This is a genomic window from Pelovirga terrestris (assembly GCF_014773365.1).
In the GTDB taxonomy this organism is placed as follows: Bacteria; Desulfobacterota; Desulfuromonadia; order Desulfuromonadales; family Geopsychrobacteraceae; genus Pelovirga; species Pelovirga terrestris.
This window is the reverse complement of the sequence record NZ_JACWUN010000002.1, coordinates 89821-105262: the sequence shown is the minus strand read 5'-3', so window position 1 is coordinate 105262 and position 15442 is coordinate 89821. Positions and strand designations below refer to the sequence as shown.

Here is a 15442-nt window from a genome sequence, read left to right as displayed (position 1 = left end):
AACAACCTCCTTTTTTAAGCCCGAACTACAAACCGCGTCAACAAGCGCGTTCCGATCCAGGCCCCCGGAAAAAGGCCCCCGAAAAACAACAAACTTTGGAGTGACAGTAGCGGAATCCCACCCAGCAGATGCCAGACGTTACAAGCCGGACTCATGCGCGACGCCATCCCCAGCAGGATGCCGCCAATCAAAGCTGAAAACAGCTGGATGACCGGCACCCTCCAATGAACGGAGAACTTTTTCAACTGCACGCTGGAGATAAACGCCCCCAGAATAATACCACCAATCAAAGGAAACTGAACCAGTGCTAACCCATCAAAGTAGGGGCCGGGTCCGGCACGTAACATGCTATCTGCCAGTGGTGAATAGTAGTTGAACCCACGGGCCTGCAGAAAGTCCTGTGAAGCGACCCAGACCGGAGCAAAGAATTGAGCAATAAAAGCCCCCGCCTTTGAATAACTGGTGGTAATTCCCAGGGGCATACCGACCACAGCAAAAGAGACAAGGGTAATCATGGCCAGCAACACACCGGCAATCCAGGGCTGCAAGTAGCCGCGAACAAAAGAGGGGCGCACCAGCACCCCCTGTCTATACCACCGCAAAATCACTAAAGACAAAACGAAAACAGTGATCAGCAAAACCAGAGTCTGGTTCACCACCAACAACTGCGGCAGGGTAGCGGCTTCACTTAAACGGGTTTTATCAGACAGATATTTCCAGTAAGGATGGAACCCGACATAAACGATACTACCCAACATCATTCCCAGGATAGTGACCAGAGCAGATACGCTTCCAGCGCCGAATTTATAAAGAACACCAACAACACAACCGCCGGCCAGCACCATTCCGACACCAAATAAGATACCACCCAGAAGGGTCGTCAGCGCCGGCAAACCATACAGGGAAGAAGGCAACTGATAGTCAAGAAAGCCACTTAAGCGCGCAATCTCGATAAAAACCATATTTAACGTGATCAGCAGAACCAGACTGGGAAACAGAGGGCTCTGACGAAACAGAAATATATCGCGGATGGCGCCGGCGAGGCAAAAATCAGAGCGATGCAAAACAACACCACTAAGAAGACCCAGCCCTAAAGAAATCAGCGTGATGAGCGTCGCATTTTCCAAACCATACCTTCACAATCGTTTTAGTAGTTTTCATTAATTAGATAAGAAAAATATAATCACACTCTACCGAACAATAGCGCGATTGGCAAGCAGATTTGTGCCTATCGGAATTGTTGCCGCAGAGAAAATTACCTGTCTCTTTTGATCCATATCAAGGTTTGAACAAGCATAAGACTCTAACATGGGACTCAAGTGACGCGGAAACTACCCACATCAACAAGGAGTACATCATGACAACAACGGAACTCATCAAAAACATTGCCAAGAGCGAAGTCCTGACGACGACCGAACTGATTGAGTATGCCGAACAAAAAGTCGTCAGCCGCACCCTCGCACAGAATGACTACCTGACCCTCACCCTGTTTGCCTTTGCCGCCGGCGAAGGTATCAGCAGCCACGCTTCCACCGGAGATGCCATGATTCAGGTTCTTGACGGTGAAGCACAAATCACCATCGGCAGCGATAAGTTTTTCGTAAGTAGCGGCCAAATGATCATCATGCCGGCCAACATTCCCCACGCGGTTGATGCCGTTAAACCGTTCAAGATGCTGCTGACGGTGGTGAAACCACCGGTCATTGGATAATAAAGGAGATTTGCCCCCCCTGGAAGATCCGTTACCGACATAGGCCCCAACGCCTTGAATCCTGATATAAAAAAAAGGGAAGTCAGCTCGATAGGATGACTTCCCTTTTTTTTAAGATGGTGCCGGGACGAGAATCCAATTGAAGCCCTAAACAACTTGATTTGCTACACTTTAAAAAATATCAATTATTTTGCATCCCTAAAGCTATCCCTATGCACATCTTTGACGTAACTGATCCGGAACTCACCCTGGAGGGGTATGTGACAAGTAGTTTTCTACAACGTGGTCATCAGTCTCAGATTGGGAAGGCTATAATGATTGTCAGCCTTAATCAGCGACTACTCCTTGCTACCTGCACGAGATCCACTCGCCGGGCCTGCACCTTCTTGATGAGATTGGCCAGGGCGTCTTCGGAGGATCCAGCGTCGTCGTTAATCCCGAAGGCTTCACGCTCCAGCATGATCAATGTCCTGTAGGCGTTGACCAGGTCAGCTGTTCCCTTGATCCGTTGCGGCAGCGATACAACTTTATTAACCGCTTGCGACAGTGCTTTGGCATCGTCATTCGCCAGGGCTTCCTGCAGCGTCTCGAATAACTCTTTGTTGTCAGTCATGGCTTCGATCTCAGCAAACAGCTTAGCTACCAGCTCACGCTTTTGCGGTATATCTTTGCGATGAGATAGAGCTACTCGGCTTTGGATGTCTGATTCGGCCTCGATAATGGTACGTTCGGACGCACCTTGCGTACCACCGCGCACCGCCTCAATGCGTACCTTCTCGGTAGCCTTGGCTTTGATCTGCTCCGACAAGTCGCGTGGCCAGCCCTCCTTCTTTGCTCTTTTCCTGATAGCGGCCTCGGATATGCCGTACTCATTGCCAATGTCGCGGAGTGACCGGCACCCTGCCCGGTAGTGTCTTGATATGGTTTCCCAGTCAGTTTTAATACGATTCATCACGCCTACTCCTATTCTCAAAAGGTGCTGTTCACTGGAAATAGAGTACGTGCGTGAAGACAAAAAATAAATAAACCTGATATTTCGATCGTGTACAAAATTTAGACCATCAAAAATGGTTATTGACAAACATTTCCGGCCAAGGCTTCCGGAGTGCATCAGGAATAATTTATTTTCTCCTAATTTGGTATCAGTCAGATATATTTCAGATGGAGTGAGTATAATGCTCTAGGTTTTGAGAGTGATGTATCTCTTTATTCAGTCAGGGGTGTATTTCGGGATACTTTTTATACTGACAAGGACGCCCGGATTTGTCATCGTATAAGGGTCCGTATATTAACAGGTTAGATTGCACCGGAATTGAATCACATGAATCATGACGCGAGGATCAAGCAGATCGTCGAAGTAGCCTATGATCGCCTGTGCGGAAAAATCACAGGGCAGCGTATTGAAGTATCTAATGAAGCTTCCTTGCAGTTACAGTTTGCAGCAATCTTGAAAACACTTGGCGAGCTCTACGAGGAAACGCCAGATGAGCGATTTAATATCGAACTCGAGAAAAATGTGAGACTGAGCGGCAGGACATTTGCCAAGAGCAGAACTGAGAAAGCGAAAATCGATATTTGGTTTTCTTTGGAAAACGTCAAAAGCGGAGAGAAACATTCTTGCGCGATCGAGCTCAAGTACTTCAAGAAAGAAAATCACCGTGAGCCAAACAATCGGTATGATGTTTTTAAAGATCTCAATAATCTCGAGCGTTATGGCGACTTTGTAGACGTCGGTTTTCTACTAGTGGCCACCGACCACCCTCACTACATTAAGCACCAAAACTTTTCGAAGGATACTAAAGACTTCGACTTCCGAGAGGGACGAAGTTATAGAACTGGCACCGAGCTAGTCTATCGGACTCAAAATCCATACGGGCCGCCCATCACATTGAAGGGTAATTATGATTTCGCATGGCGAGCCGTCGAAACGGGCTTAAGCTTCATGTTTATTCCGGTAGAACCGTGCGAATGAAATCTAACAATAAGAATAGATAGCGCGAGGAACGAGCCGCGATTTATCCTGTGGCTCACACGACAACAGCGCCGGGACTTTCCTACATTTTTCTGTTTGCGGTCTTGCCGGGATTGGGAATGAAGGGGGGGGACAGTAGTGTTCGAAAGAGTTTCTGCTATGGTCTCTACGCTGAGCAAAATAGTCCCCAACACGAACAACGCAACGTATTCGGTATCGACCTTATGAAAACCATCGACCCTCAAAAGCAGGATTTAATTCAACGCCTGATTAACGTGATCAACATCCCTGACGACGAATGGCCTGCCGACGGAAAGGAAGAGTTACACATCTCCATGGGATCACGATTCCTGAACGGCCAGGGACCCTCTACATTTCTGATGATTCAAAAAATTCAGCGTCAATCGCAACGCCTGGCTATTGTTCCATATGAAGACGGTCCTTTCCGTCTGAGGCTTGTAAAATTATCCTCTTACACGGGTCCGGCTATAACAGGTTATGGCTTAGACCCAACAAGAACATAAGGAGAAACCATGCAGGGTGTTGTTCGTCTCATCGTTTTTACCTGCCTAGCCTTAACTCTTGCAGCGTGTGGTGGTGGTAATCCAGGCCCGCTTGAAGGCACATGGCAAATGACCGGCGTCGTCCCAATGACTGTTACATTCCGCAAAGGGGAAATCGAAGCCATGGGCATGATCGACAAAGTCTCGTACAAAAAATCAGGCAACGATGTACTCGTAACATATTTAAATAGCTTAGCAAAAGGCACCACTATGCGTTACACAATGACCGGGCAAAATTCAGCTCGGACTGAGCTGGGCAGCCTAAAACGCATACGATAAGGTCCTGTTAGTGACCCTAACAACACCCCAAGCCTCTGTTTCTATGTGAAGATGCGCTTGCCACAGTCCGGTGTGTTGCAACGGTCGCTGGAAAACAATGAATAGACGATACGAATACTCACGGAAACCCCGAAGGTGCACTGCCTGCAAGACACCATCTGTCGCAACCATTCTCTATGGTTTTCCAGCATTTTCTTCCGATCTCGATTCCGACCTAGAGGCGGGGAAAGTGGTACTCGGAGGATGCTGTGTGAAAGACGATGATCCGGCGTGGCAATGTACTTCGTGTGACGCCGTGATATTCAAAAAAGGGCGCAGGTGACCTGTCCGTCTTGGTTCGTTCATCTTTCCAAAGAAGAAACTATGCTTTCATAGATAAGATTGATAATTTCTCCAAATCAGAGCCAGTAGACAACTGACATCCCTTGCTTCATCCGTCCACTGATATTACCAACAAAACCCATCAATACCCCCACTCCTCATGCCCCAGCGGGGCGCTGTTGAGCAGGTCGCGCTGATTGCGCCATTGTGGCATGAACTGATCCATCAGCTTGCGGAAGTTGTCATTGTGACGGCGTTCGTGCAGGTGAACCAACTCATGCACCAACACGTATTCGAGGCATGACAGGGGCTTTTTGGCCAGTTCCAGGTTAAGCCAGATGCGCCGTGCCTGGGAATTACAGCTGCCCCAGCGGGTCTTCATTTTCTTGACGCCCCATTCCAGCGTCTTGGCACCAACAACCGGCTCCCATTTAGCCAGTAGCTCGGGAATCATCTCTTTTAGCTGCTGCCGATACCAGTTGGTCAGAATGGCTTCGCGGCGGTCACGCTCCGTTCCAGGCTTGATGTGCAGGATGATATTCTTGCCGCTGATGTAAACCTTGTTGGCGCCGCTACCCTCCACAACCTTCAATCGGTAACGTCGGCCCTGAAAGTAGTGGCTCTCGCCGGTGACCATGTCTCGTTGCGATTGCCGGGGTTGCCTGGCAAAGGCTTCCTGCTTGCGCTTGATCCACCCGAGCTTGGAAATAACCGCCAGGCGCACGGCTTCGTCGTCAACGGCTAAGGGCACGGCCACCCGCACGCGACCTTCCGGTGGGTATACGGCCAGGTGCAGGTTCTTGATCGATTTGCGCACCACCTCAACCTGCAGGCCGCCAACCTCAATGTAATGCTGCTTAGTAGTCACGTTGATTTTTCACCAGCTCGAAAATCTCTTCGGATTTTGCCTCAAACTCAGCCAGCTCCTCACGGATAACATTTTTTAGCTCCCGCTCCTTAAAGTGATTACCGCGCCAGCTGTCTTTCTTGGTGTGGCGAATAGCAGTGTCGATCTGCACCGCCAGGGCTTCGTTACCGTCGAGGTTGTCATACAGAGCCTGCTTTGCCGGGGTATTGATGGACGCCGGGTAGCTGCCCGTCTCTTCCGGCTTTTTGACCTTGTGAGCCAGTGCCACTAACTTTGCCAGATACTGCCGATAGTCGAGGGCCTGGGTTTTCCGCTCTTTGATCAGGGCATCCAGCAGTTTCGACATGCTGTCGTAGTATTTGGGGTTGATCGGTTGCTCGTCGATAATGACCTTGCGGATGTTGTTCTCGACCGTTTCCGCCATCGCCTCTTCGTTTCTCCTGATCCCCTGGGGCAGCTTATCGAGGGCGCCAACTCCGTTATTGACCAATAGATCGACGAGCCCGAGGTCATCAAAGGCAGAAACCTTCTCGCTGTCTTCCGCCCGAATATAGGCATCAAGCAGATGGCGCATGGCAGGCTCAAATACCTTCATATCGACGTAGTCACCACTGGCCAGCTTGACCTCCATGCGCACCTTCTCAAAGTAATCAACCTCATGGCGAATTGTGGCAATCTGGTCGGGAGAGTATCCGGCCTCTTCCATCTCGTTCGCCAGGTTGGCATAGCCACGCAGCAGAGCCGCCACCTGCTTATACAGGGCGACTCGTTTGGGTTCATTATCCTTCAGGGCTTCGTTGTTGGCGGTGTCTTCAGCGCAGAAATAATGCAGATGGGCCTGGGTATCCTTTGGTGGCGCTACCGGCTCACATAAAGCCTTGACCGCTTCACGGGCTTCTTCGAGCCTCTCGACCGCTTTCACCAGACGGTTCTCCAATAACCCGGCAACATCGTCACGGTCATAGCCATCGAGGGCGCCGCCGGTATAGTCGCTGACGGCACCTTCTAAAGAACGGAACAGATCCTTGTAATCGATGATGTAGCCGTATTCCTTATCATCGCCATCGAGGCGATTGACCCGGCAGATGGCCTGGAACAGCCCGTGGTTCTGCATCTGCTTGTCGATATACAGATAGGTCGCCGGGGGTGCATCAAAGCCGGTCAGCAGCTTGTCGACGACAATCAGCAGCTTCATCTGTCCCGGTTCCTTGATGAACTTCTCCTTCACCTGTTTCTCAAATTCATCCACCCGGTACATGGCGGTGTCTTCCGGTTCTTCAAAATAATTCGCCAGCATCTTGCGGTAGATGTCGTACTTGCGCAGCTTTTCGGTTTTACCTGCACCGCTTTCTTCGCCCTTGATGTCCGCCGGGCTGGGTTGATAACTGGTGACTACCGCGCACTTACCGGCCAGGTGGGTCGACGCGAAGATCTCGTAGAGCTTGCAGGCCTGATAAACACTGCTGGAAACCAGCATGGCGGTGCCGCGCCCACTTTTGAGACGGTCGCGGGTTTCCATATCGAGAAGAATATCTGCGGCAATCTTCTCCAGGCGTGACTGGGAGCTAAGCACCTTGCGCATGGTGCCCCACTTCTGTTTGAGCTGGATTTTTGCCAGATCCGACAGACCGCTGGTTTTGGCATCAAACCACAGGTCGATTTTATGTTGCGAGGTGATATTCTGATCGATGTCGCGGGCTTCATAGCGTAGATCAAGAATGACTTGATCCTTGACCGCTTCGTCGAATTTATAGGTATGGATGTAAGGTTGCCAGGGGGAGCTGATGGGCGACACCCCGAACACCTCAATGCTGCGTTGCTTGTCGGCTTTAAGCAGGGGTGTTCCGGTAAAGCCGACAAAAACTGCCTGGGGTAGCAGGGTTTTCATCGCCTTGTGCAACTTGCCCGACTGGGTACGGTGGCATTCATCGACAAAGACAAACAAATTGCCCTTGGCGCTGAAGTTGTCCGGCATGTAGGTATTCAGCTCTTCAACAAAGTCATCGATAGCGGCATCGTCACTGCGTCCGAACTTATGCACCAGGGAGCAGAGCAGCCAGGGCGTGGTGGCATTGAGCTGATCCAGCAGGTCGGCGCCACTTTTGGTGCGATAAATGTGTTCACTGACGCCGGTAAAAACCTCTTCGATCTGCTGATCGAGTTCACTGCGGTCGGTAATAATCAGCACCCGTGCGTCGTTGACATGTTCGCGGATCCATTTGGCCAGCCAGACCATGGTCAGGCTTTTGCCGGAGCCTTGGGTGTGCCAGATGATGCCGCCCAGCTTGCGGCGGATATGCTCCTGTGCGGAACGAATACCGAAATACTGGTTATGGCGGCAGAGCTTTTTGATACCGGCATCGAACACGACAAAGTCGTGGATCAGCTCAAGGAAACGCTGCTTGTTGCACAACTGCGTCAGATGCCGGTCGAGCAGGTTGGCGATGGAACTGTCTTCCTTCCAGGTGAGATAATACTTTTCCGGGGTTTCAATAGCGCCGTAGCGCACCCCTTCGGTGTCGTTACCGGCCATGAGCAGTTGCATGGTGGAAAAGAACCCGCGAATAAAGGATTTTTTCTGGTTGTCGAGGTTCTGACGGATGCCTTCGGTAACCGAGACGATGGAGCGTTTGAGCTCCAGCACGCCCAGAGCGATACCGTTGACGTAGAGCACAATATCGGGGCGCTTTTTATTCTCCCCGAGGACGCTGACCTCTTCGGCGATGGCAAAATCATTGGCGTCGGGGTCTTGCCAATCAATCAGCCAGACGGTTTGGGTCTGTTCTCCGGCACCCTCTTTGACCTTGACACCATAACGTAACAGCCCATAAACGGCCTTGTTGGCATCGTAAAGGCTTTTACCCTCACCCACGGCAACAGCTTTATCAAGTATATGCAGGGCACGTTTGATCAGCGGTTCACTGACGCCTTGTGCCAGCAACCAGGATGTGAGGAATGCCGCTTCGACATTGCGGTTATTGTCGCGGTCATGCCAGTTGCCCAGGTAGCGGTAGCCGAGGGTATCGCGAAACAGGTCTACCGCTCGTTGCTGGGTCAGTCGTTCGCGTTGGCCGATGTTAGTCATAAGCAGCGCTCCGTATCCTGTCCGGCGACCAGACCTTGTCTACCACTGCGGCCAGAAGTTCACGACGTTCGTGTTGCTCACTCCTGCCAAAAGTCGAATAGTGCTTAAAGAACAGATCATTTGTCTCCATAAACTGACGAAACTTGGGGCTGTGCTGATAGCTCGCCTCGGCCAGGCTGGCAGCGAACAAATTTTGCTTGGCGTAGTGGGGAGCCTTTTTCTCAAAGGCCAGATCGTTCAGGCTGCGGTTAACATCGGCTGGTAGCAGCAGTAATCCGGCAACATGATTGCGGGCACGTTGAAACTCTTCGTTACTGGTGAATTGGTCACTGTAGCGGCTGTAGTTGTCTGCCCAGATATGCTCTATGTCGTAGGCGTTCTTTTTGCTGCGATCAACATAGTCAGCAAACATGTTGGCCTTGCCGGAGCCTTCTTCAACAAAAGCCGTTACCCGGGCAAGTAAATGGTAAATATAGCGGCGACTAAACTGATTTAAGCGTAAGTCGGATAAACCTTCGCGCCCTTTTTTTGGAGCAGCCTCAAAGGTGATGTCATCCTGGGCAAGGCGTTTGGTAAGCAACTGCACAAGCTCGTCTAGCGGTTTTTTCCTGATGTCTTTGCACAACAGATACATGGCGTAGCTGACAGCAGAATAGCTGACGCGGATATAGTTGACCACACGGCGCATGATCCAGATGTCAAGATAGGTTGCAACAACAGCAATTTTTCTGCGAACAAGGTCATCATGATCGGCCAGACACAATGGCGCCAGCAGCACGGTATTCTGCCAGGTAAAATCATTGTGGGCGTTGTAGTAGATTACCTCCCAGCCAGGCTTAAGGCTGGTGCCGGCGTCGAGGATGGATTTGTAAGCACGAGCAAAAAAGGGAAACTCTTCTTCAACAAGAAGCAGGTTCTTTTTTTCTGTGCCCAGAGCCAGTCGGCTGGCGTTGTCGCGTGTCCAGCGATGGAACACACTGCCGATCAACTCCCAGTCTTTATCGGTCGAACCGGCTCGGCGATCTCTGATGCTCTCGGCGTACTGTGCCCGCAGCCATGCTTTGATGCAGGCAGAATCACGTTCTTTGCTTTGTTCCTCACCCCAGGTGATCAGATCCAGCACCTGCTTTTTCCAGACACTGTTGGCATGACGGCGCTTGTCCACATCTTCCACCGGTGCCAGGACAAACGCTTTCATCATATCAACGGGGCTAAGGGGTTTGCCCCTGTCATTCATGGTTTCAAAAATAGCGTAAGCATAACTGTCGTTGTCTGTCGAAATGACAATCATGCCGACCTTATTAAGCAGCCAGTAAATGAAGTGGGGCAAGGCGCTATCCAGCTCGCCAGCCAGGTCGCGCAGGAGAATATCCTGATAGCGATCGTACATGCTACGAATCGATTCGTCCTTACCGTCCAGATTATAGGGCGTCCCATCAAACAGAGCTTCCAGCACCGAAAGACGTTCTCTGATATTGAGGTTGAAGGAAGGTTTGCCGAAGTTATCGCTATAGATTAACGGGGCAATGATCTGGTGGACGGGTAAGGCTTGATGTTTAGCTTCGCGGTACAGATAAATCAGCAACAGGGTCAGGGTGGTAACACGTTGCTGGCCATCGATCAGGTAATAGGCACCATTACGCTTGGTGACAATGATTGACCCGAGAAAATAATCCGTGTAGTTGTTGACGGCGGTGGTTTCGTCGCCATCCTGGTAGGAGTTTTGAAACTTGTCCAGAAAGTCGGAAATCATTTCCAGGACATTTTCTTTTTCCCATTTGTATTCGCGCTGGTATTCATCAATCGCAAATGATTGGCTTTGCAGAAGCTGTTGCACACTGCGATAATTTGGTGTGACTGTCCCCATGGCATCCGATCCTTGTTGGTGAAAGCTCTCTTCAGTACCTCGTCATTATTCCCTTACCACTATATCAACCGCGTCCTGCCGGTCAGTAACTCCTGCATCATTCCCTGCTTAATGGCTCTGGTTTTATCGCGCCGAGCTTCAAGGGCGTTGATTTCAGCGTCCATGTCGGAGAGGACGGTGGCGATGGCGGTTTGCTCCGACTTGTCTAGGGGGAGGCCAATCTTCATATCCGTCAAAGTGTCCATCGTTATATAAGGCGTATTGCCAGCATTGACCTCTACCCGGATTCTTTCAACGAGATTCCTCTCCAGATAAATTTTCAAAAAAAGAATCGATTGAGAGAAGTCCGTGAGAACATATGTTCTCTGATATGCATTAAATTTACCTTTGTAATAGTGTACATATCCGACATTTGCGCCATTGCCAGAAACCAAAAGTGCTTCAGTGTCGAATGCATATCTATCAATCCAGTAATGATTCTTGGCGCAAGTATAAAAACGATATTCACCATCAGATTTCATTGCATTAGCGTCTAACTTACCGGTTTTGATGCTTGAGCAAATTTCACTGAGATTAAGCACAGTCCAATCCTCTGGAAGCATGCCCACCTCAGTTTGTTTGTACCTTGGTTTCACCTCCCACTCCCCACTGAACCCAGGCAGACGTTTTTTGCCGGTGAGAAGCTGCTGCATGGTGGCGGTTTTGATGGCGCGTTTTTTGGCGATGAACTTGTCGAGGGAGATGATCAGAGCATCCACGTCCGACAGGGCAGTGGCGATGGCGCGTTGTTCGGAGAGGAGTGGAATCGAAAGAAGAAATGAACGAATTTGACCAAAATTTAGACCCTGCCTATTGCCACCAGCCTGAAAACTGTCAATTTGTTTCTGTCCAGATTTTGACAATAAGAAAGAGTTCAGATACTTCGGATGAAGCTTCCTCTGGTCTGTACGAATTATGCAGACATGCTGATTTACATTTCCTCCCTCGACACGATGATCTGCTATTGCACTTCTGCCAATAGATGCTCCCGTAATATTCAGAAAAACGTCATTGTTTCTAATTTCAGTTGCTGGAAACGTGGCGTGGGTAACAGCGTCAATGTATGCAATATCATCCATCAACAAACAACCCCATCCAACGTTTTGGCTTCTTAGGAACGGGTGACCTTCTGTTTTATAGACTCTTTCCCCTCCAGTTGGAGTGATTCCACTACCGACTTTCAAGGATAGATCTCCAAGCTGCATAACTTCCCAATCCTCCGGAATCACCCCGACTTCAGTCTGTTTGTACCCCGGCCTCACTTCCATACCAACCCCATCTTCTGCAAGTGGGCATCAACCCGCGCTGACAGCTCGACAACGTCATTGGTCAGTGCCGGTAGCGGCTCGGCATAACGTTCTTCCAGAGCCTTGACCCGTCCGGCGAGGGTCTGGGTCACCCGGTCAACTTCGCCACGGATCGCAGCCTCAACGGTGGCGAACCATTTATCCTCCACCACCAGGTTTTTGATTTCAGCTTCCGTCAGTTTGGGGTATTTGGCCAGCACCTTTTCATCCAATGCCTGTTGGGCATCCTTGACCTGTTTTTCTGCTGCGGTGAGGCGGTCGATGAGTTTGCTGCACTGGGTTAGTAGCGCCATCTCTTCGGCGTTGTCGGCCAGCGTCCGGGCTTCGGCCATGCGGGCTTTAAGGCTGGCTTTGGTGACCTTGCCCTTGTCGGTTTTGGCCTCTTCGAGCAAGCCCTCTTCGCCGCTATGCTCTTCGATCAGCTCATCCAGTTCGCGGCTGATGTCATCGCGAACAGCTTCACGATCTGTAATGGCTTGCTGTTCGGCGGCAAAATAACGGGCAACGATCAACTGGGGCGGTATCAGATCTGTCTTGTATCTGGCCTTGCCTACAACCAGATCCGGGGCCTCCTTGCTCTTTTCTTTTTTGCTGTCAATCATCTGCCGCAGCTGCGCCGATTTAACCCAACCATCCTGCACCAGCACAAACACATCGTCCTGCATCTGTTCTGCCCAGTAATCCATCAGATGCTGATAGACATCGTACTTGTCGAGCAGCTCAGCTTTGGCAAAGCGCTCCAGCAGGTCTTCGGATAGATCAACAATCACCTGTTTGGGTTCATCGCCAATGACGAGGTTGTTGAGGTTGGCCCGGTGCGCGGCTTGCCAGTCGTCAAAGATGGTCTGCACCCCTTCGGCAAAGGCGGTAAATTCCGGATGCTGAAGGATGGTGTTTTTGACCTCGTGGGGCGCTACGGTGGCGTTGGAGTAGCCATCGCGTGCCGGAGCAAAAAGGGTATGGCGCAGGGAGGGAAGCACCCGCCAGTAACGTTCCAGGGCAGCAATGTCGGCGTTGGGAATACCACCATTGAGGTGAGCGTCCAGATCGTGCAGATCTTCCGCTTCTCCGGAATCAATATAACGGGGAATGTTGAGGTTGTAGTCGTTGGCGGCGATCTCTTCCAGGGGGATCATGCGTGAATAACGGGGTAGCTCCAGCTGTTTGTTAAAAACATCGACAATCTTGTGAATGTCCTGACTGCGCAACCGGTTCTTGTTGCCGTCTTTCATAAAACCTTTACCGGCATCGATCATGAAAATACGGTCACGTCCTTGAGCCTGTTCTTTGTCGATGACCAGAATGCAGGCGGGGATGCCGGTGCCGTAAAAGAGGTTGGCAGGCAGGCTGATGATGCCCTTGATCAGCCCCCGGCGCACCAGGTTCTTGCGGATAACGGCTTCGGCATTGCCGCGAAACAACACCCCATGGGGCAGAATGATGGCGCCCTTGCCGGTGCTTTTGAGGGACTTGATCAGATGCAGCAGAAAGGCGTAATCGCCGTTTTTGTCCGGCGGCACACCGTACTCGAAGCGCCGGTACTGATCATCATTGGGGTTAAAACCGTTGCTCCAGGCCTTGGTGGAAAAGGGCGGGTTGGCCACGGCATAATCAAACATCTTCAAGCTGCCGTCGCGTTCTTTAAAGTGCGGCACCGAGAGGGTGTTGTCCTTCCAGATTTCCGCCGTCGGGCAGTCGTGCAGAATCATGTTCATCCGCGCTAAAGCGGCGGTGGCGTTATCCATCTCCTGACCAAAGATCGACATCCCCCTGGGCGCTTCGTCGGAGGCTTTGAGCAACAAGGAGCCGGAACCACAGGTCGGGTCGTAAACGGTGTGATCCTGGCTGGTGGTGCGGTTGATGCCGATGATCTTGGCCATGATCCGCGAGACTTCCGCCGGGGTATAGAACTGCCCCTTGCTCTTGCCCGACTCGGTGGCAAAGTTGCGCATCAGGTATTCATAAGCATCGCCGAGCAGGTCGTCCCCTTCGGCGCGGTTGGCGCGTAGATCCATCCCGTCAAAAATCTTGACCAGCCGGGACAGCCGGTCGACCATCTCCTGCCCCTTGCCGAGCTGATCTTCGTTGTTGAAGTCAGCAACGTCGATGACACCCTTGAGGTCGTTTTCTTCCGCCAGACGGCTGATGATCTTGTTGATCCGGTCGCCGATCTCCTTGTTGCCGACCAGCTTGACCATGTCAGCAAAAGAACCCCCTTCGGGCACCAGGATAAGGGCGTTGCGGTTACCGGCATACTTGTCGCTGACGTATTTCACAAACAGCAGGGTGAGGATGTAGTCCTTGTACTGCGACGCATCCATACCGCCGCGCAACTCATCACAACTCTTCCACAGAGCGCTGTAAATTTCCGATTTCTTAATCGCCACGCAAATCTCCCAAGCAATAAAAAACCGCCCCACCGAATCAGGGTGAAAGGCGGTATTTAGAATGTTATTTGAGCATCATGTCCCCCAGTTATAAAAACAGTCCACATACTAAGGCATTGATGCTGGATGTGCCAGAAAAAAGCCCCGTTAACCTTCTGGGATATGCTCTGGAGGCGATCACAGGAAAAATATCTTTCCGTGAAGGGTAAGGATAGGGAGGCTTTTTTTCTTGCATCGAGCACCTTGATTGGCTAGTCTTTCAATCAAGGGGGGCTATACGCACCTCTAAACCCTTCGAGCCTCCCACCCCCCCTCCGGGTTGCTCGAGGGGTTTTTTATTTATCTGACCCATTGGGCGCAAAGATACCCTTCTCCTTCCCAGCAACCACTTTGCTGCCGCTGGGTCTTTTGAATGCGCTAAAACGAAGCCAGACAGTCTATCTATCACGACCGGACAGATAGCTTGCAGCGCCCCAAAGATGGTATTGGGATGAATCGGGTGACGTTCAATCTGTCTTGCCTTCTGCATCTAACGTCTACTAATTGAGGATCTAAATATGGCCGAGATAATATTGAGAATCTCTACTGAGGGTACTTTTGGCACCCCATATGAAACAGCTAAAAAGATGTTTGAAGTCATCAAAGACAATAAAGGTGCGTATTATTTTAAATTCACCAAGAAAAACGAGCTTTTACAAAATGAAACGATTAAAAAAAGAGTTGAAAATGATCAGATAGCTGAAATCATGTCAAGGCTTTCAGCTATTAAAATTCCAGCATTTCCAAATCATCAAATGGGATGCGACGGCGGTTTTACTGAGCTGGAAGTAGGTGGCTATGAAGGCAAGTCGCACTTTCGCTGGTGGAGCGGCCCTCCACAAGGATGGGAGGAGCTGGACGATGTCGCAAGGCTTATCATTGAAACTATCAGTACCGAAATATCTAAGACATAATCGGATAAGGATGGGTAGCGGCAAAAAAGAAGCAGTTCAAGGATCTGAAAAAAACCAGAGCAGTATTCCTCCACATAGCGCGGTTTTTTT

12 protein-coding genes are annotated in these 15442 nt (G+C 50.6%); 5 read left to right on the top strand and 7 right to left on the bottom strand.

The genetic code is table 11. The features are described 5' to 3' along the window. Positions 1 to 14 precede the first annotated feature (14 nt). Positions 15 to 1127: a YeeE/YedE family protein gene (locus ICT70_RS02075; RefSeq protein WP_224746754.1), complete on the bottom strand. Its 1113-nt coding sequence runs from the start codon at positions 1125 to 1127 to the stop codon at positions 15 to 17. 230 nt (positions 1128 to 1357) lie between these two features. Between ICT70_RS02075 and ICT70_RS02070 the strand changes: the two genes are divergently transcribed. Beyond that, positions 1358 to 1711, top strand: a complete 354-nt coding sequence (locus ICT70_RS02070; protein WP_191153727.1) for a cupin domain-containing protein — start codon at positions 1358 to 1360, stop codon at positions 1709 to 1711. 331 nt (positions 1712 to 2042) lie between these two features. Here the strand turns inward: ICT70_RS02070 and ICT70_RS02065 are convergent, their stop codons facing one another. Continuing rightward, positions 2043 to 2663 carry a hypothetical protein gene (locus ICT70_RS02065; RefSeq protein ID WP_191153726.1) on the bottom strand — a complete coding sequence of 207 codons (621 nt, stop codon included), beginning with the start codon at positions 2661 to 2663 and terminating at the stop codon, positions 2043 to 2045. 369 nt (positions 2664 to 3032) lie between these two features. On the opposite strand from ICT70_RS02065, the gene ICT70_RS02060 reads away from it, so the two are divergent. From ICT70_RS02060 to ICT70_RS02050, 3 genes are all read left to right on the top strand, one after another. Beyond that, a complete protein-coding gene (locus ICT70_RS02060; RefSeq protein ID WP_191153725.1) occupies positions 3033 to 3683 on the top strand; it encodes a hypothetical protein in 651 nt (216 codons plus the stop codon). Between the two features lie 224 nt (positions 3684 to 3907). After that, positions 3908 to 4207 carry a hypothetical protein gene (locus ICT70_RS02055; RefSeq protein WP_191153724.1) on the top strand — a complete coding sequence of 100 codons (300 nt, stop codon included), beginning with the start codon at positions 3908 to 3910 and terminating at the stop codon, positions 4205 to 4207. Between the two features lie 9 nt (positions 4208 to 4216). After that, positions 4217 to 4525, top strand: coding sequence for a hypothetical protein (locus ICT70_RS02050; RefSeq protein WP_224746753.1), 309 nt, complete (start codon positions 4217 to 4219; stop codon positions 4523 to 4525). Between the two features lie 463 nt (positions 4526 to 4988). Here the strand turns inward: ICT70_RS02050 and ICT70_RS02045 are convergent, their stop codons facing one another. From ICT70_RS02045 to ICT70_RS02025, 5 genes are read right to left on the bottom strand one after another with little or no spacing between them, the layout of a single operon-like run. Further along, positions 4989 to 5714 (bottom strand): SprT-like domain-containing protein, encoded by a 726-nt coding sequence (locus tag ICT70_RS02045; protein ID WP_191153723.1) that lies wholly within the window; start codon positions 5712 to 5714, stop codon positions 4989 to 4991. Beyond that, positions 5704 to 8799 carry a type I restriction endonuclease subunit R gene (locus ICT70_RS02040; RefSeq protein WP_191153722.1) on the bottom strand — a complete coding sequence of 1032 codons (3096 nt, stop codon included), beginning with the start codon at positions 8797 to 8799 and terminating at the stop codon, positions 5704 to 5706. The genes ICT70_RS02045 and ICT70_RS02040 overlap by 11 nt, the downstream gene beginning before the upstream one ends. Then, on the bottom strand, positions 8792 to 10666 hold the full coding sequence (locus ICT70_RS02035; RefSeq protein ID WP_191153721.1) for a DUF262 domain-containing protein: 1875 nt from the start codon (positions 10664 to 10666) through the stop codon (positions 8792 to 8794). The genes ICT70_RS02040 and ICT70_RS02035 overlap by 8 nt, the downstream gene beginning before the upstream one ends. A 59-nt stretch (positions 10667 to 10725) precedes the next feature. Continuing rightward, the gene (locus tag ICT70_RS02030) at positions 10726 to 11973 is read right to left on the bottom strand and encodes a restriction endonuclease subunit S (protein WP_191153720.1); all 1248 of its coding nucleotides are present in this window, start codon (positions 11971 to 11973) and stop codon (positions 10726 to 10728) included. Next, complete coding sequence (locus tag ICT70_RS02025; RefSeq protein ID WP_191153719.1) at positions 11964 to 14399, bottom strand: type I restriction-modification system subunit M; 2436 nt, start codon at positions 14397 to 14399, stop codon at positions 11964 to 11966. Before ICT70_RS02025 ends, ICT70_RS02030 begins: the two co-directional genes overlap by 10 nt. A gap of 557 nt (positions 14400 to 14956) precedes the next feature. On the opposite strand from ICT70_RS02025, the gene ICT70_RS02020 reads away from it, so the two are divergent. Further along, complete coding sequence (locus ICT70_RS02020; RefSeq protein ID WP_191153718.1) at positions 14957 to 15352, top strand: hypothetical protein; 396 nt, start codon at positions 14957 to 14959, stop codon at positions 15350 to 15352. The last annotated feature ends 90 nt before the right edge of the window (positions 15353 to 15442 follow it).